The organism is Aestuariibaculum sp. M13 (assembly GCF_024723255.1).
GTDB lineage: Bacteria > Bacteroidota > Bacteroidia > Flavobacteriales > Flavobacteriaceae > Aestuariibaculum > Aestuariibaculum lutulentum.
The window spans coordinates 1,353,578-1,370,236 of sequence record NZ_JANIAC010000001.1; the positions used below are offsets into that span (position 1 = coordinate 1,353,578).

Annotated in this window: 16 protein-coding genes and 1 pseudogene; 3 read left to right on the forward strand and 14 right to left on the reverse strand. The window is 31.3% G+C overall.

The features are described from left to right. Positions 1–8: 8 nt before the first annotated feature. Positions 9–614: a DUF4254 domain-containing protein gene (locus NO995_RS05815; RefSeq protein WP_258226661.1), complete on the reverse strand. Its 606-nt coding sequence runs from the start codon at positions 612–614 to the stop codon at positions 9–11. Positions 615–688: 74 nt separating this feature from the next. Between NO995_RS05815 and upp the strand changes: the two genes are divergently transcribed. Continuing rightward, positions 689–1,348 (forward strand): uracil phosphoribosyltransferase, encoded by a 660-nt coding sequence (gene upp / locus NO995_RS05820; protein WP_258226662.1) that lies wholly within the window; start codon positions 689–691, stop codon positions 1,346–1,348. Here the strand turns inward: upp and NO995_RS05825 are convergent. Beyond that, on the reverse strand, positions 1,337–2,260 hold the full coding sequence (locus NO995_RS05825; RefSeq protein WP_240572414.1) for a DUF6427 family protein: 924 nt from the start codon (positions 2,258–2,260) through the stop codon (positions 1,337–1,339). The two genes, upp and NO995_RS05825, sit on opposite strands and share 12 nt — an antisense overlap. 126 nt (positions 2,261–2,386) lie before the next feature. Here NO995_RS05825 and NO995_RS05830 point away from each other — a divergent pair, with 126 nt between their 5' ends. Next, positions 2,387–2,614, forward strand: a complete 228-nt coding sequence (locus NO995_RS05830) for a uracil phosphoribosyltransferase (RefSeq protein WP_240572415.1) — start codon at positions 2,387–2,389, stop codon at positions 2,612–2,614. Here NO995_RS05830 and purD read toward each other — a convergent pair. After that, positions 2,609–3,880: a phosphoribosylamine--glycine ligase gene (gene purD, locus NO995_RS05835; RefSeq protein WP_258226663.1), complete on the reverse strand. Its 1,272-nt coding sequence runs from the start codon at positions 3,878–3,880 to the stop codon at positions 2,609–2,611. The genes NO995_RS05830 and purD overlap by 6 nt on opposite strands. A 154-nt stretch (positions 3,881–4,034) precedes the next feature. Between purD and NO995_RS05840 the strand changes: the two genes are divergently transcribed. Further along, on the forward strand, positions 4,035–5,342 hold the full coding sequence (locus tag NO995_RS05840) for a phenylacetate--CoA ligase family protein (protein ID WP_258226894.1): 1,308 nt from the start codon (positions 4,035–4,037) through the stop codon (positions 5,340–5,342). Here the strand turns inward: NO995_RS05840 and NO995_RS05845 are convergent. From NO995_RS05845 to NO995_RS17815, 11 genes and pseudogenes are all read right to left on the reverse strand, one after another. After that, on the reverse strand, positions 5,339–6,091 hold the full coding sequence (locus tag NO995_RS05845; RefSeq protein WP_258226664.1) for a glycosyltransferase family 2 protein: 753 nt from the start codon (positions 6,089–6,091) through the stop codon (positions 5,339–5,341). The genes NO995_RS05840 and NO995_RS05845 overlap by 4 nt on opposite strands. Next, positions 6,091–7,374, reverse strand: coding sequence for an exopolysaccharide biosynthesis polyprenyl glycosylphosphotransferase (locus tag NO995_RS05850; protein ID WP_375141544.1), 1,284 nt, complete (start codon positions 7,372–7,374; stop codon positions 6,091–6,093). The genes NO995_RS05845 and NO995_RS05850 overlap by 1 nt, the downstream gene beginning before the upstream one ends. Positions 7,375–7,447: 73 nt before the next feature. Further along, complete coding sequence (locus NO995_RS05855; RefSeq protein WP_258226666.1) at positions 7,448–8,434, reverse strand: UDP-glucuronic acid decarboxylase family protein; 987 nt, start codon at positions 8,432–8,434, stop codon at positions 7,448–7,450. Positions 8,435–8,612: 178 nt separating this feature from the next. After that, positions 8,613–10,007 (reverse strand): UDP-glucose 6-dehydrogenase, encoded by a 1,395-nt coding sequence (locus NO995_RS05860; RefSeq protein ID WP_258226667.1) that lies wholly within the window; start codon positions 10,005–10,007, stop codon positions 8,613–8,615. Continuing rightward, the gene (locus NO995_RS05865; RefSeq protein ID WP_258226668.1) at positions 9,997–11,262 is read right to left on the reverse strand and encodes an O-antigen ligase; all 1,266 of its coding nucleotides are present in this window, start codon (positions 11,260–11,262) and stop codon (positions 9,997–9,999) included. Before NO995_RS05865 ends, NO995_RS05860 begins: the two co-directional genes overlap by 11 nt. A 16-nt stretch (positions 11,263–11,278) precedes the next feature. Beyond that, entirely contained in the window at positions 11,279–12,034 is a 756-nt protein-coding gene (locus NO995_RS05870) for a WecB/TagA/CpsF family glycosyltransferase (RefSeq protein ID WP_258226669.1), read from the reverse strand. Positions 12,035–12,045: 11 nt separating this feature from the next. Further along, the gene (locus tag NO995_RS05875; protein ID WP_258226670.1) at positions 12,046–12,963 is read right to left on the reverse strand and encodes a glycosyltransferase family 2 protein; all 918 of its coding nucleotides are present in this window, start codon (positions 12,961–12,963) and stop codon (positions 12,046–12,048) included. A gap of 6 nt (positions 12,964–12,969) precedes the next feature. Next, positions 12,970–13,791 carry a glycosyltransferase family 2 protein gene (locus tag NO995_RS05880; RefSeq protein WP_258226671.1) on the reverse strand — a complete coding sequence of 274 codons (822 nt, stop codon included), beginning with the start codon at positions 13,789–13,791 and terminating at the stop codon, positions 12,970–12,972. After that, a complete protein-coding gene (locus NO995_RS05885) occupies positions 13,792–15,033 on the reverse strand; it encodes an EpsG family protein (RefSeq protein ID WP_258226672.1) in 1,242 nt (413 codons plus the stop codon). Positions 15,034–15,138: 105 nt separating this feature from the next. Further along, positions 15,139–16,128 carry a hypothetical protein gene (locus tag NO995_RS05890; protein ID WP_258226673.1) on the reverse strand — a complete coding sequence of 330 codons (990 nt, stop codon included), beginning with the start codon at positions 16,126–16,128 and terminating at the stop codon, positions 15,139–15,141. After that, positions 16,128–16,325: pseudogene (locus tag NO995_RS17815) on the reverse strand (DapH/DapD/GlmU-related protein); the annotation flags it as partial. The gene NO995_RS05890 and the pseudogene NO995_RS17815, both read right to left, overlap by 1 nt. Positions 16,326–16,659: the final 334 nt, after the last annotated feature.

Here is a 16,659-nt window from a genome sequence, read left to right on the forward strand (position 1 = left end):
ACAAATGACTATTTCTGACCTCTTAAAACCGGGTTAAGCTCGTCGTCGTTGTACATTTTCATTTGTTTGTACACTTTCATGTACTTATCGCCATTTTCGATATCGTTTAGCAAAGTATCAATAGCTGTACTTAAATCTACACGTTGCTCTAATAACACATCTAATTTCTTTTGGCATGCCGCTCTGTGTTCATCTGATGCATCAGTACGTGTTGCTTCTTCATTCATGTGGTAAATTTTTAAAGCTAGAATTGATAATCTATCAACACCCCAAGCAGGACTTTCTGTATTAATTGTAGCATCAGCTTTAGCTGCAACATCTTTATATGTATCTAAAAAGTAGCTATCAATGTATTCCACCATATCTGTTCTGTCCTGGTTTGAAGCATCAATCTGACGTTTTAATTTTAAAGCTGCCACTGGATCGATTTGCGGATCGCGAATAATATCTTCGTAATGCCATTGTACGGTATCAATCCAACATTTTCTGTATAATAAATGCTCGATTAAATCGCTCTCTGGATAAGCGTTTTCGAATGGTTGATCTACTGAATCTACAACGTGGTATTTTGCAATAACCTCTTGAAATATTTTATTGGCTTTATCTGTAAACATGATGTATTAATATTTAGGAGCACAAATATAAGTCTAATTAATTAACTTTATTGTTGAATTCTAAAATTGAACGCATGAAAATCCACAATATCTCAACTGAAAATTCTATCCTGAATAGCTTTATTGCCGAGATGCGAGATGTAAACATTCAAAAAGACAGCATGCGTTTCAGACGAAATATTGAACGTATTGGTGAAATTTTAGGATATGAAATGAGTAAAACCCTAAACTATTCAACTCAGGAAATTACCACTCCTTTAGGCATAAGTAAAATGAATTTAATTAAAAACAACATCGTTTTATGCTCCATCTTACGCGCCGGGGTGCCTTTGCATAATGGCTTATTAAATTATTTTGACAAGGCTGAAAATGCGTTTATTTCAGCCTATCGTCACCATAAACACAACCCTGAAAGTTTTGAAATTATTGTTGAATATTTAGCCTGTCCAAGCTTGAAAGACAAAATACTGATTCTTGCAGACCCCATGTTAGCCACCGGCCAATCGATGATAGCTACTTATGAAGCGTTAAAGCCCTTTGGCACACCAAAAGAAGTACATTTAGTCAGTTTAATTGGCGCGCCAGAAGGTGTAGATTTAGTGAATACGCATTTTGATACCAATTGCCATTTATGGATTGCTACTATTGATGAAAAACTCGACGAAAATAGCTATATCGTTCCCGGATTAGGTGATGCGGGCGATTTAGCGTTCGGACAAAAATTACAGCAATAACATTATAAAGGGTACCACCACGAGAATAGATAAAAATACTTCCTTAAACCAATTTTCATCGATGGTTTCCAGGTAATTGGTAATGATAATAGCCAAAGGCGCAAAGGCAAATAAGAATTCACTACCTGTTTTATTTGGTGCCATGGCAATCACTAACGCGGCTACCAAAAAGGCTATAATTATAATTTGAAAAGACGCGCGAAACGACTTCTTTTTACTTTTTAAATTCTTCAAATAGAACATGGAGGCCCAGATTCCAAAAGACAACAACATCGTAATTCCTACTAAATATTTCACCGAATTATATGCGGTAAAATCGGCTCCTATTTGTGGATTAATATGAAGTAAATCGAAATAATCTCCGGTAACAACTATGGATGTGCAAACCGATAATATAAACACGGTAGCTACCCCTGTATAAGGTATTATCCAATGACGCAAATCGTTATCGGAATACAATAACAAACTCACAATTATCAACACAAAAAACAGAATTGCCCAAAAATAAAATAGTGATGCAATGGCTATCCAAAAAGCAGCATCAAATAGTTTCTTTTTAATGCTCTTTTCTGTTCGTAAGCTCATTATTCGCCTTAATCCTAATAGGAAAAAGAAATTAGCAAACAGTATATTGACATCGTCTGTAGTTTGTACAAAAGTGAGTAAAAACACACTATACAATAATACATCGTAGTTGTTTTTTTTGGTTAAATTATTCTTTGAAATAATAAAATTCACCACCAAAATTGTAATACAACACAATAAAAAAACCAATGACTGCTTGAAAATTAAAGCCACAGTCATTGGTTGATTAAACAACGGAATTCTAGCCACTGTAAAAGACAAAAGCGTAATAAAAAGTACTACGACGAAATTTATTGGCTTAGATTTACTAAAAAGACTTGCTATCATTAACCGTTTTTGTATTTTTGCTACGTAAATATACTAACTATGAAACTGATATATTTATTTATTTCTCTTTTGAAATTATAAATATTGAATGTGACATGAGCCTTTAAAAATTAATATAACACACTCATGAAAGACTTTTTTTATGCGATACAGGATTTATTCGTTAATGTTCTTTTTAAACCTTTAGATGCTTTACGTGCTTTAGAACTTGAAAACTGGTTCGCAGCAAGCGCCATTTCTTGGATTTTTGTTGTTATCTGTCTAGTAGCTATCGTGTACTGGATGTTACAACTTAAAAAGTTTAACGACAACAACGAAGAAGACAAAACTGTTTCTTCGCACTCGTTTTTATAAATCGAATCCTATATCTTTACGATAATACATCTTATCAAAGTTTAGTTTATCTATACTTTGGTAAGATTTTTTTATGGCTTCCTGGTACGTTTCTCCGTAAGAAGTAATCGCAATAACACGTCCTCCAGTGGTCACTACTTTTCCATCTTTTAACTGTGCCCCTGCATGAAAAGGAATAGAATCTTCCACAGCATCTAAACCTGTAATTTCTTTACCTTTTTCGTAAGCTTCAGGATAACCTCCAGACACCATCATAATGGTTGTAGCTGCACGCTCATCGATTTCGATGTTAATTTCGTTAAGTGTTCCGTTAGCCATAGCCTGCAGAACCTCAACAAAGTCATTTTTAAGTCTTGGTAAAACCACCTCAGTTTCCGGATCTCCCATACGTACGTTATATTCTATTACTTTAGGGTCGTCACCTACTTTAATTAACCCGATAAATACGAAACCTACATAAGGTAATTTATCTTTCTTAAACCCTTCGATAGTTGGCTTAACAATACGCTCTTCAATTTTATTTAAAAACTCATCTGTAGCGAAAGGTACTGGAGAAACAGCTCCCATACCACCCGTATTTAATCCGGTATCACCTTCTCCAATACGTTTGTAATCTTTAGCGGTTGGTAAAATTTTATAGTTTTCACCATCGGTTAACACGAAACAGCTCAACTCAATCCCATCTAAAAACTCTTCAATCACCACTTTAGTACTCGCCTGTCCGAATTTAGCATCGACTAACATGCTTTTTAATTCCGCTTTAGCTTCGTCTAAGTCATTTAAAATAACAACGCCTTTTCCAGCAGCTAAACCATCGGCTTTAAGCACATACGGCGCATTCAAAGTTTCTAAAAACACATATCCTTTCTCAACAGTTTCGGCAGTAAAACTTTCGTAAGCAGCTGTTGGAATGTTATGACGGTATAAAAATTCTTTAGCGAATTCTTTACTACCTTCTAATTCAGCAGCCTCTTTTTGTGGTCCGATAACTGAAACATGCTTAATAGCATCATCATTTAAAAAGAAATCGTGAACCCCTTGTACTAAAGGATCTTCCGGCCCTACTACAACCAAATCTATCCCTTTCTCTAATACTAATTCTTTAATTGCTTCAAAATCGGTTACACCAATATTTACATTTGTCGCTACATTTGCAGTACCTGAGTTTCCAGGTGCTACATACAATTCATCACATAACGGGCTTTGAGCGATTTTCCAAGCGAAAGCATGTTCTCTTCCTCCTGAACCAAGAACTAATATATTCATTGTTTAGATATTTTTAGATTTCCCTTTTTGGGGATTTCAGTTTATTGTTTTTTAATGCCGAGCACTAAAACTGTTTTTTCCGTCAGCAAAAATAAAATTAATGCCTCTAATTCACGACTTTTTTTTATTTACTTTACAAAAATTATGCTTCTTGTTGAATTTATTTAACCTATCACTAAAACTAAAAGGCTTTCCAATCCAGGAAACTAACCATCTTTTACATCAGATTCAAAGCATAAGTGAGGATAAATACGCTGATTATCTAAATAAACAGAAACAGGCGATTATTGCCTACCATTTAAAACATAATCCGTTTTACAAGACTTTTGCTAAAAATGCCAATCCGAATGATTGGAACAGCATTCCAGTGATAACCAAACGGGATTTACAGCAACCCTTATCAAACAGGCTTTCTGAGGGATTTTCTAAAAAAAATTCGTTTGTAAATAAGACCTCAGGTTCTTCGGGAGATCCCTTTATTTTTGTCAAAGATAAATTTTGTCATGCTTTAACCTGGTCGGAAATTTTTGACCGCTATAGTTGGTATGACATCAACCTGAACACATCAAAACAAGCCCGATTTTATGGTATTCCTTTAAATAAAAAAGGCTATTACAAAGAACGCATAAAAGATGTTCTAGGAAACAGACATCGATTTTCAGTTTTCGATTTAAGTGATTCTGAATTTGAAAAGTGCATCACTAAATTTAAATCCACAACATTTGAATATCTCAACGGATACACAAGTTCAATTGTTCAGTTTGCTAAGTTTCTTGAAAAGAAAAATCTCCTTTTAAAAGATATTTGCCCTACCCTGAAAGTTTGCATAGTGACTTCGGAAATGCTTTTTCAAGAAGACAGAACGCTTTTAGAAACGCAATTTGGCATACCTGTTATCAACGAATATGGCGCTGCCGAATTAGGTGTCATTGCTTTTCAAAATTTAGATAATCAATGGATAGTAAATAGTGAAGATCTATTTATTGAAATTTTAGATGAAAACAATCAGGTGCTCCCTTACGGACAAACAGGTCGTGTAGTTATTACCTCGCTTTACAATAAAGCGCATCCCTTCATTCGTTACGATTTAGGTGATATTGGAACCTTATCTAACCAAAGCACTTTAAAAATACCCATTCTTAAAAACTTAACCGGACGTACAAATGATCTTGTTAAACTTCCAAGCGGAAAAACAGCAGCAGGATTAACCTTTTATTACGTCACAAAAACAGTAATTGAAGATTCAGGAAATGTAAAGGAATTCATTATTGAACAAACCCAGATTAATACGTTTAAAATTAGTTATGTTAGTAACACGCCACTTTCTGAAAAGGACAAAATGAAAATTAAGGCCGCCATTGAAATATATTTAGAATCTGGACTAGTTCTTAAATTTGAACAAAAAGAGCGATTAAATCGCGAAAAAAGCGGGAAATTGAAGCAGTTTAAGTCCTTTGTCTAGTTTTTGTATTTTAAAATGCCTCTGTACATCCACTGAAACATGTAGTATACAGAACTTAAAACACTTAAATTTTCAACATCTCTATAAAACTGCCATTGATATTTAATTAATCTCTTTTTATTTCTGGAAAGCGAATGTTTTCGAATTCTATAAATAGCCTTGGGTTCCTGTATTCCATAGGCAAAAGGAATCTCCTTTAAATACTGAAGCCACAATCCCATATCCTGCCTTTTTTTTATTTCTGGCATTTGCTTTTTCCCCAGTACACTAATGTCTAAAAACGCTGTTAAGCAACTTATAGAATTAGACTTAAGTATATCGTAATAATTGACCCGCTGCGGAACAATGAAATCAGAATAGATAAAGTTTAAATCTTCGTCTGATCTTTTATAAGATGAAAACACAAACGGAATTTTAGTACTTTGAATGGTCTTGATACTGTTTTCAATAAAATCTGGAAACCAGATATCATCGGCATCCAGAAAAGTCATGTATTCCCCTTTAATTTTATTAATACCAATATTCCTTGCCTTAGAAGGACCTGCATTAAATTTTAAGGGTATTAATTTTATTCTGGTATCTTTTTTAGCAAATACTTCTACAAGAGCAACAGTGTTATCGGTGGAGCCGTCATCAATAATCATCCATTCCCAATTTTGGTAGGTTTGCTTTTGAACAGATTGAATGGTTTCAGTAATATACTTTGCCGAATTATACGAAGGTGTTACTATAGAAACCAACCCAACCATTAATATGCCTTTTCCTCACCTTTAACAGCGTTTAGAAACGTCTGAATCACAATTTTTAAATCAAGCAACAACGACCAGTTTTCTATATAAAAAATATCGTACTTAACGCGGTTAACAATATCTTTATCTGTTTCAATCTCTCCTCTAAAACCACTTGTTTGAGCCAATCCCGTAATACCAGGTTTCACAAAGTGGCGCACCATAAATTTATCGATTCTCTCGGCATACATATTGGTATGCTTCACCATATGTGGTCTTGGACCAACCACAGACATATCACCGAAAAGCACATTAAAAAACTGTGGCAATTCATCTATACTCGTTTTACGAATAAATGCGCCCACTTTGGTTATTCTCATATCCCCTTTTGTGGCTTGTTGCTCATGCGCATTGTCGTTAGGTGTCATAGACCTAAACTTATAACAATCAAATTCCTTGTAATTAAATCCGTTTCTAGATTGTTTAAAGAATATTGGTCCTTTAGATTCTAAACGAATAATAATAGCTAAAATCGGTGTTAACCAAGACAATAAGAAAACAATAACACAGGACGAAAAAATAATATCGAAAGCTCGCTTTGCAAATTTATTAACAGGCTCCTGAATAGCGATATCCCTCATGGAAAGAATCGGGATATAATCGTAATATTCGTATTTAAGTTTTCTTGAATAAATATCCTTATTATCGGGTATAAATTTTAACTCTCTTAAATTATTATCGGCAAAATCAATTAGCTTATTGATTTGTTTATTTGTCAATGCTGCTACTGAAAAGTAAATCTCATTAATATCATTTTCAATAATATAATCGAAACATTTTTTAAGTGAAAAATCATCATCTTTAACAATAAACTGTTTCTTAAACTTATAACCAAAATGAAGTTTGGTGTTAAAAATTTTAATTAATTGCCTAGACTTTTCTGTATTACCTAAAACAATAACATTTCTTAAATTTCCACCTAAAACAGCCCGATATCTGTTTAGTAAGAAAAACGTTAAAATCTTAAAAAAGGACACTAAAAGAAAAATAGTAATTAAATACTCACCCAAAGCCAGACGACTAATATTAGGCTGCTTAAAAAACCCAATATAAGCATACAACGCAAAAGCAAGTAACACAAACTGTCTTAACAACAACGCTACGATTTGAAACAGTCTTGTATGCCTTTGCACCTCATAAAAATGATTATAAAAGGCGATGGCTTCCCAAAAAAGCACCAGATACAATAGAAAAAAATAAACATGGTTAAAGTTTATTTCAAACAAAAAAATGGTTCCTACCATAAGCCCAATATCAATACAACGTGATATGGGATTAATAAATTTAGAAAATCGTCCTTTTTGGTTTGTACTCAATTTACTTTTTTATATGTTGTTTAAAATCTTTGTGCTCGCTTTTAAATAACTCCTCTTCAGATAAAGTTTTAAAATAATCAAACGTCCATTTCATACCCTGTTCTCGAGTTACTTTCGGCTCCCAATGTAATAGTTTTTTAGCTAAACTTATATCTGGTTGTCGTTGTAATGGATCATCAATTGGTAGCTCTTTATAAATAACCTTCTGAGATGTATTTGTTAATTTAATGATTTCTTCAGCAAAATCTTTAATTGAAATTTCATGAGGATTTCCAATATTAACCGGATAGGCATAGTCACTAAATAATAATCGATAAATACCTTCAACCTGATCGTCTACATAACAAAACGATCGGGTTTGCGAACCATCCCCAAAAACCGTTAAGTCTTCCCCTCTCAGAGCCTGACCCATAAAAGCAGGAATAACGCGACCATCATTCAGTCGCATTCTTGGTCCATAAGTATTAAAAATCCGAACAATGCGAGTTTCTAATCCATGAAAACGATGATAAGCCATGGTTATAGACTCTTGGAAACGTTTCGCCTCATCATAAACACCTCTTGGCCCTATAGTATTTACATTTCCATAATAATCCTCAGATTGTGGATGCACTAACGGATCACCGTAGACCTCAGACGTTGAGGCAATTAATATTCTTGCTTTTTTAGCTTTAGCTAAGCCCAACAAATTGTGAGTTCCTAAGGATCCCACCTTTAAGGTTTGAATAGGAATTTTAAGATAATCTATGGGACTCGCAGGAGATGCAAAATGAAGGATATAATCTAAATTCCCTTCAATTTTAATAAACTCGGTAACATCGTGTTCTATAAATTCAAATTTAGGGTCTGATTCTAAATGCTCAAGATTCTTTTTGTCTCCTGTAATGAAGTTATCCATACCAATAACATAAAAACCTTCATTAATAAAGCGATCACATAAATGTGATCCTAAAAATCCCGCAGCACCAGTTATTAATACACGTTTCAAATGTTAGTTACTTTTGTCTTATTTTACAGCTAACAAATTTAAAAGAATATGTTTAATAAACTGTTTTATTTATCAAATTCCTGTTTTAGGTTTTAGGCATAAAACTTTATGTTAGAAATTTATAACAAACAGATTTAAAAAAAACGTCCCTATGATCCCCTCAAGAGAATGCTTATATTTATCCTTTACCAATAGAATAGCATACAAAACCAATCTTTTCTAAAGCTTTTGTGTCTAAAATACCTCGTCCGTCAAACACGAAAGCTGGTTTGAGCATATTATCGTAAATACGTTGCCAGTCATAAGTTTTAAACTCATCCCACTCAGTTAAGACCGCAATAGCATGGGAATCTTTACAAGCTTCGTACGGATCGTTTTTAACCTTCAATAAACTTCTGTTTTCGTCTTCAGTACGGGTATTTAAATAATCTAAATCGGCATACATACGCTCTTCAATAACCTTAGGATCGTAAACTTCAATTTGCGCTTGTTCATTCAATAGATTATCGGCCACTTGTATTGCTGCAGACTCCCGAGTATCGTTTGTGTCTTTTTTGAACGCCCAGCCTAAGAATGTGATTTTCTTTCCTGAAACCGTATTATATAGGGTACTGACAATATTATTAGAAAAACGATTCTTTTGATAATCGTTCATAATGATGACCTGCTCCCAATAATCGGCAACCTCATTTAACCCATAGGTTTTGGCGATATAAACGAGATTTAAGATGTCTTTTTGAAAACAAGACCCTCCGAACCCAACTGAAGATTTTAAGAACTTAGAACCAATCCTAGAGTCCAGTCCAATGGCTTTGGCTACTTCATTAACATCCGCTCCTGTTTTTTCACAAAGTGCCGACAATGAGTTGATAGATGATACACGTTGCGCTAAAAAGGCGTTTGCAGTAAGCTTAGATAACTCAGAAGACCAAACATTAGTAGTTAAAATGCGTTCTTTGGGCACCCAGTTAGCGTAAACGTCAACTAAAGCCTGAATGGCTTCCTGTCCTTTATCTGAAGTATCGCCTCCGATTAATACACGATCTGGAGCAAATAAATCTTCAACAGCTGTTCCTTCTGCTAAAAACTCAGGATTCGATAATATTTGAAATTCCACCCCATTACCTGTATGATCTAATATATTTTTAATTGCTGAAGCCGTACGTACTGGCAAAGTCGACTTTTCAACAACTATTTTATTTGTTTTAGAAACTGAAGCTATTTGACGAGCACATAACTCAATATATTTTAAATCGGCCGCCATCCCTTTACCCTTTCCGTAGGTTTTTGTTGGCGTGTTAACCGATATAAAAATCATATCGGCTTCATCGATTGCCTGATCTACATCTGTAGAGAAAAACAAATTTCTACCACGAGCTTCACCTACAATATTATCTAAACCTGGTTCAAATACCGGTAGATTATCTAAATTTTCATCATTCCAGGCGGCTATTCTGGATGCATTAACATCAACAACCGTTACTTTTATATGTGGACATTTTTGCGCAATAACAGCCATGGTTGGCCCTCCTACGTAGCCTGCTCCGATGCAGCATATTGATTTAACTTGCATATTTTTTATTTATTGATTGTGATACAAATAGACAATAGAAAAAACTAAAAAAAGATATTCCTGAATACCTTTCAAACATGGACTCAAATAAAAAATTAATTCCAATAATTAGAATAAAACTAATAATAATACTATCATTCTTTATATGATTGCCCAATTCTTTAAAAATTAAAAAAAAAGGAATAAACCCTAAAATGCCAATATCAAGTAAAATTTGAAGATATTGATTATGGGCATGATATTTCTCCTTCTTATCATACCATTGCCTTTTTACTGCAAAAACTTCATAAAGTCGATTATGAGATCCCCCAGCACCAATTCCTATAATTGGATTTTTTTGAATTAAATCAATTGCTGAACTCCATAGCATAACTCTAAAATTCTTTCTATTAGGATCATTATTCTTTATTTGCCTGAAGTCTTTAACTTTAATCTCATCTTTGGTTTCAAAAATTGATTTTCTAAAACTCTCAAACCTTGGGTTCATTATAAACAAAGTAATTCCTCCGACTATTAGAAAAAACCCTCCAAGTAAAGCAATCTTTCTATTTTTAATAACTTTAAATAAATAAACCAATAATATTGATAATAAAACGATAATAGCAGCCTTGTTTAAAGTTTGAAAAATACCGAGTAATAAAAATGCAAAACAGAAAATTCTAATTACTTTACTTTTAAGAACAGTTTCTTCGTAAATTAAAATTACTATCGCCAAAGACAAATACATGGCGAAATAAACTGTTTGGTGAATTATTGAAAATGGATAGCTAAAAAAATAGTTTTGATCATTACTTAGAGATTTACTCAAACTAATATTTTCATTTAGTCTTGAATCGAAATAAAAATTTTCTATATCAATTGAATGAAATAAGGCAGTTAATTCACAATAGCAAAGAGCAACGACGCAACCCAAAACAAACCATTTTAGAACCTTCCTATAAGTTAGCACGGTACTTTTATTTAGCATAAAAATTATAGGAAATGCTAATAATGATGCTTTTTGTTCAATTACTCCCCATTGCAATTCACTTGAATAAAGAATCGATAAACAATAAAGCAAATAAAGTATCACAGGATAAATAAATCCTATTTTAATATTAATATTTTCCTTCTTAAAAGAGAAAAACGATATAATAACTAATACAACAATATTAATTGTTGATATTCTTTGGCTAACAGGTAGAAAAAAAGCAAAAGATATAATTAGAAAATTACTAATCTTATCAAAGATATTGATGTGTTTTTTATTTATCATTTAAATCACTATTCATTTACAACTTTTCAAAGGGGTTTTTATAAAAGCCGAATTTTTGTTTTAAAATCAAATAAAAAAAAGGTAAATCGTCTATTAAATAACGTTTCCATAACCTTCTAGGTTCTTTAACCAACCTATAAAGCCACTCTAGTCCAAAAGTTTGAAAAAAAACCGGAGCTCTTTTAACATTTCCTGCTTCAAAATCAATGGTTGCCCCCAAGGCCATAAACAACTCTACTCCAGGCAATTTACCTTTATACTTTACAATCCACTTTTCCTGTTTCGGTGCTCCTAAACCAACTACTAGTACATTTGCTTTTGAAGCATTAATTATTTTTATTATTTTATTACATTCTTGCTCATCACTTTCAAATCCATAAGGAGGAGAATATGTTTCTATAATTATTGATCTTTTTAATTTGTCATTAATTTTATTTTTAGCTATCTCAGCTACTCCTTCCGCAGCACCCAATAAAAATATTTTCATATTTTTATTGTCTTTATGGTAATTATAAAATTTTGGAAAGAAACTTGATCCTGATATAGTCTGCTTTATTTTTTTATCTAAAATTTTAGAATAAAAAAAGATTATTCTACTATCACATAAAACCCAGTCTGCTTTTTTATATGCTTCATAAAACTCTTTATCTTTTTGAAGTTTAACTAAATGGTCTAAATTTGGAGTAAATACAATTCCATCTTTCATATTAACCAATAGATCATCACAATTAATTGAGTCAATCTTAATATTTAACACATCCACTGAATTCATAAAAATAATAACTAATCCTTTTTTACTAAATATTTTGAGTTTTCTCTTTGATTCAATACCTTTTTGTATTCAAAAATTTTTTCAAATCCTATTAAAATATTAGATCTATTCTTCACCAAAAGACATATCACATAAATCATATATTTTAAACCAAACTTATAAGATTTAGCCAAGAAATATAATATAGATTGTTGGTATCTCTTTTTCTTTATCGAACAAAGAAACTTATTTGCTCTCAGTGCAGCATTGAACTTAGAATCAAAATGTCTCTTACTAAAAGAGTTTGTCAAGCTACCTGCTGACATAGTAATAATATATAAAATGTTATCTGAAGCCGTAATTGACCTAGCATAATAAGCCAATTTTAAAGAGAATAATATGTCATTAGATGCTATAATCTCCTCGAAATAAATTTTATTGTTGACAACTATTTCTCTTCTAATCATCTTACTCCAAGGAGGGGTGTAATAATATCTTAGTTTGTCCTCATTGTTTATATCTTTAAGATAATCTGTAACCAAGGCCATATATCGTTGATGTCTATTTCCTTCTAACCCCGTATCATTAAATATACTAGTTGTTCCAAAATAGACAATATCTTGTTCTGTAGTATAAAACTCTTCTAATAATACCTCTAAATTAGAAGTAAAAAAATCATCCGCATCAGCAAAAAGAATCCATTTTCCTAAAGCTGTCTCTAAAGCTATATTTCTCGCTTTACCAGCACCTACAGAGTCTTTATTAAATATTACGTTTACATTACCATTGAATTTACACCCTACTAGCTTGTCTTTTTCATCAGGTTCACTATTATCATCCACAACAATAACTTGAAAATCATCTGATTTTGGTATAGTACTCAAAAGTCTCTTTAAAGATTCAAAAGAATTTTTATGAGGAATAATAATAGAGTATTTAGTTTCTCGCATAATAAGTTAATTAGATAGCCATAAATGAGGAAATAAAACTCTTACATGTGTAGTTATAAAAACTTTTAAAGCAGCAAAAAATCCTTTATATTTATTATTTAAATAAAAGAATTCAAATGGATTCATCCCTAATGGTGAATAGAAATGTTTAAATCTATTATTAATTGAAACCTTTGGTGAAAAACAACTTTTTAAAGAATCGTGTAACTCACATGTACCAATATGATTTGAAACATTAAAGGCCTTTATTCCATATTTATCAGCTCTCATCCCATATTCAATATCTCCAAAAGAATGTCTGAATTTATAATCTAAATTACCTAATTTAGAATACACACTACTCGGCACTAAAACACAGTTTCCATTAAATGTTTTACATTCTCTCATGACACCGTCATTCTGAATTACTTTCTTATCATCACGGCAACCATATGTTGTTAATTCCTTATTAGAAATTGAACAGGTTGTTCCAATAATTATAGATTCTTTTTCAACTATATCTAAAGCTTTTAACATGTTGTTGATAGCATCTTCGTATAAAAAAGTGTCGTCATTAAGCCATAAATAACAATCAGCGCCTTCTTTAGAGGCTTCTGCCCATGCTTTATACATACCTCTATTCCAATACAAATTCCCATCTCCTTGTAAAATAATCACTTGAGGATACTTTTCTCTGATCGCCTCTGATGTACCATCACTAGAACCATCATCAACTAAAAAAACTTTAAGATTAAAATCTCCTTCGTTTTGAGAAAATAGCTTTTCCAAACACTTAATAGTTTTAGATTTACGATTAAATGACGTAATTAATACAGATATAATCTTCATTTATATAATAAAATAATGAATTAGAGAATAATAATAGACACCAAAACCAACTGTATAGGTCCACATACCCGCACTTAAATAATAAATAAAAAACAAAACGATAAATATCATTAATAATAATAATATCAATCTATTCAGCTTAAAATACCAAATATATAAGAGAAATACAAAAGGGAAAAATTGCCAAACATAGAAATTAAATCTATTTGATAATTCTGATTGATGCAAATTCGCAAATATAAAAATAACTAACATCAAAAGAACATTAAAAAAATGAATAATTCCAGTTTCTTTTTTTAATCTTGGTTTTAATATATAAATTAAAATTAACGGCAAAACCGCCGTTAATATAGATGTAATTCTTTTTGCTAAAGACAATTGACCTAAATCAAAAGTTGTATCTTCACTAGCCCTTGTTAGTATATATTTAATGGTTGATATATTCTCGAATATTGGCAACAATACTTTAGCTATATTTTGAATATTAAAAAGAACTATTAAAATTATTAAGTAATATAGAAATGTATTTTTATGTAGTAAACTTTTATTAAAAAAGGGTACAAATATAAAAGGCACAAATAGAAATGCAGAAGAATGAACCATAAACATAACTATTAATAACACATAAGATTTTTTTTCATACAAAAGCCTGTTTACTAAAACATACATTAAAATAGCAGCCGCTAAAAATTGTCGCAATAATATGGCAGACATTGTAAAGATATAAGGGGTAAAAGCCATTATAAATATACTTGTAATAATATATTTATTTGGAATTTTTAATGCCTTTCCAAATTTATAAATTGATACATTCAAAAAGCTGTAAGCAACAAAGCTGTAAAAAAGTACATATAGTTTAGTATTGTCTCCAAAAAACTGATAGGATATATAATTAAACACAGCGAATGCTGCTTCTTTTCCAGAAGCTAATATTCCTACCGTGTTATTAAATGTCCCAAAACTGGCTATATACTCTGAAAAAGACATGTTTCCTGCACGCAGATACTCACTCAGATACCACACTAAATCATTTTCTGGCACTTTAGTTGCGTTAACACAACCGATAAATAAAGCTATTAAATAAGGACTTAACTTAACTATTAAATTAAGAGACCTGTCACTACCAATTATATAAATCCCAAATAATAAGACACCAAACAATGGGTTGATAATAAAACATATTAATAGAGGTATAGAAAACAGGCTCTCTAGTTGTATTTTTTTATATTTAAGTATATTCATGTTTAACTTCTCTATAATTACACCAGAGATACATCAAAAATATTATCAATTATTTTCACAGATTATTAAAAGCTTTTCAATATTCAAAATTGATTAAATTATTTTTTATTTAAACAATTTGTCCATATCCATATTGAATAAAACTCTATTTCTAGAATAATTATTTATATAATCTTTAAACCCCTTTTGCTTTGCTTTGTCTTTAAATACCAACTTATCGGTAAGTGAAAAAACAATGTTTAATTCCTTTTCTGCCGGATAACATAAAGCAGCGCTTGTTACACCTAATACAAAATCATAACAATTATAATTTAAAAACTCACTTGGTATAGACTTAGGAATTATAATATCGGCCATTTCTATAAATTGTTTAGGCTCACCTAACCTAGGATGACCTTTTACCACTAATCTATATCCCTTCTCCTTTATTCTAATTAATATCTGCATCAATTCTAAAAAAGACTCCTTTGTTAAATAATCTATTTCAGCTGGCGAGATAAAAAACAATACTTTATTTCCTTCTTCTTTTGGTCCATACAATAATTCTTGAGGAATGTCTGGCTTAACAACAATATCTTCCTTATTAATATTATAGAATTCATAATCAAATTTTGGAAAATTAACTTTAGATAAAGCCTTAAACCGAGTATTTGTAATAAACTTAAAAATTTCCCGCTTAATAATTCTTTTCAAAGAGAAACTATCTTCTCCTTGAAGACTTGTTAAATGATCATAATGATTATAATATCTTATATTATTACTTTTTGATAATCTACTAACCATTGAGGCCGTAAACCAGTCATAAGAAGTTGAGAAAAAAATAATTTCTTCACCACTATAATTTTTAAACAAATCAGCCCATTTTTGCTTTATTTGATTTCTAGCATTTAAAATACTATACGGATCAAAAAAAGAAAATTTAATATATGGTAAGTATATCACCTCAACATGTCTTAAATTTAAAGAAACTAAAAAATCATAATTACTTGTTACGTTAATAACATAAACAATTGCTTGATCATATTTTTTAAGTAAATCTAAAGTATACAATAAATCTGCACTTGCCTGACAAAAAATAATAATCTTGTTTTTCATTAAAAGAATTCTCCTTCTTGTTTTAATTTATTAAAAACATCTATATCTCTATATTTAATAATCTTGGCTGGGTTTCCTCCTATAATGGCATAATCAGGAACATCTTTAGTTACTACAGCCCCAGCTCCAACAACAACGCCTTCCCCGATAGTAACCCCTGGCACGATGGTTACATTTGCTCCTAACCAGACAAAATCCTTTATTATGACCTTTTGGTTAATACTTATCTCATCATACGGAATTTTCACTTTAGAATTGTAGTTGTGATTTGTTGAGAAAATAACCAACCCTTTACCTGTATGAAAATATTTTCCTATTTCTACACCGCCAGAACATTCAATTGTTGTGTCAGATTTTAAATGACTGGTTGGATGAATTTTAAATTTCTTTAAATCTCCTAGTAAAAACAACCTATTAGAACCCTGACTTATAAAGTTAATTTTTTGATTACTATCTTTTTCATATTTATGAAGCTTGGCTAAAAAAAATACTTGATCAAAAATATTCTTTATTTTATCGACCCTTAGGATC

Excerpts from the sequence above, each read along its gene's own strand:
- NO995_RS05815 (WP_258226661.1), bottom strand. The coding sequence starts at position 614 with ATGTTTACAGATAAAGCCAATAAAATATTTCAAGAGGTTATTGCAAAA.
- NO995_RS05880 (WP_258226671.1), bottom strand. The coding sequence starts at position 13,791 with ATGAAGATTATATCTGTATTAATTACGTCATTTAATCGTAAATCTAAA.
- NO995_RS05875 (WP_258226670.1), bottom strand. The coding sequence starts at position 12,963 with ATGCGAGAAACTAAATACTCTATTATTATTCCTCATAAAAATTCTTTT.
- purD (WP_258226663.1), bottom strand. The coding sequence starts at position 3,880 with ATGAATATATTAGTTCTTGGTTCAGGAGGAAGAGAACATGCTTTCGCT.
- NO995_RS05825 (WP_240572414.1), bottom strand. The coding sequence starts at position 2,260 with ATGATAGCAAGTCTTTTTAGTAAATCTAAGCCAATAAATTTCGTCGTA.
- NO995_RS05850 (WP_375141544.1), bottom strand. The coding sequence starts at position 7,374 with ATGGTAGGAACCATTTTTTTGTTTGAAATAAACTTTAACCATGTTTAT.
- NO995_RS05890 (WP_258226673.1), bottom strand. The coding sequence starts at position 16,128 with ATGAAAAACAAGATTATTATTTTTTGTCAGGCAAGTGCAGATTTATTG.
- NO995_RS05845 (WP_258226664.1), bottom strand. The coding sequence starts at position 6,091 with ATGGTTGGGTTGGTTTCTATAGTAACACCTTCGTATAATTCGGCAAAG.
- NO995_RS05860 (WP_258226667.1), bottom strand. The coding sequence starts at position 10,007 with ATGCAAGTTAAATCAATATGCTGCATCGGAGCAGGCTACGTAGGAGGG.
- NO995_RS05885 (WP_258226672.1), bottom strand. The coding sequence starts at position 15,033 with ATGAATATACTTAAATATAAAAAAATACAACTAGAGAGCCTGTTTTCT.
- NO995_RS05830 (WP_240572415.1), top strand. The coding sequence starts at position 2,387 with ATGAAAGACTTTTTTTATGCGATACAGGATTTATTCGTTAATGTTCTT.
- NO995_RS05870 (WP_258226669.1), bottom strand. The coding sequence starts at position 12,034 with ATGAATTCAGTGGATGTGTTAAATATTAAGATTGACTCAATTAATTGT.
- NO995_RS05865 (WP_258226668.1), bottom strand. The coding sequence starts at position 11,262 with ATGATAAATAAAAAACACATCAATATCTTTGATAAGATTAGTAATTTT.
- upp (WP_258226662.1), top strand. The coding sequence starts at position 689 with ATGAAAATCCACAATATCTCAACTGAAAATTCTATCCTGAATAGCTTT.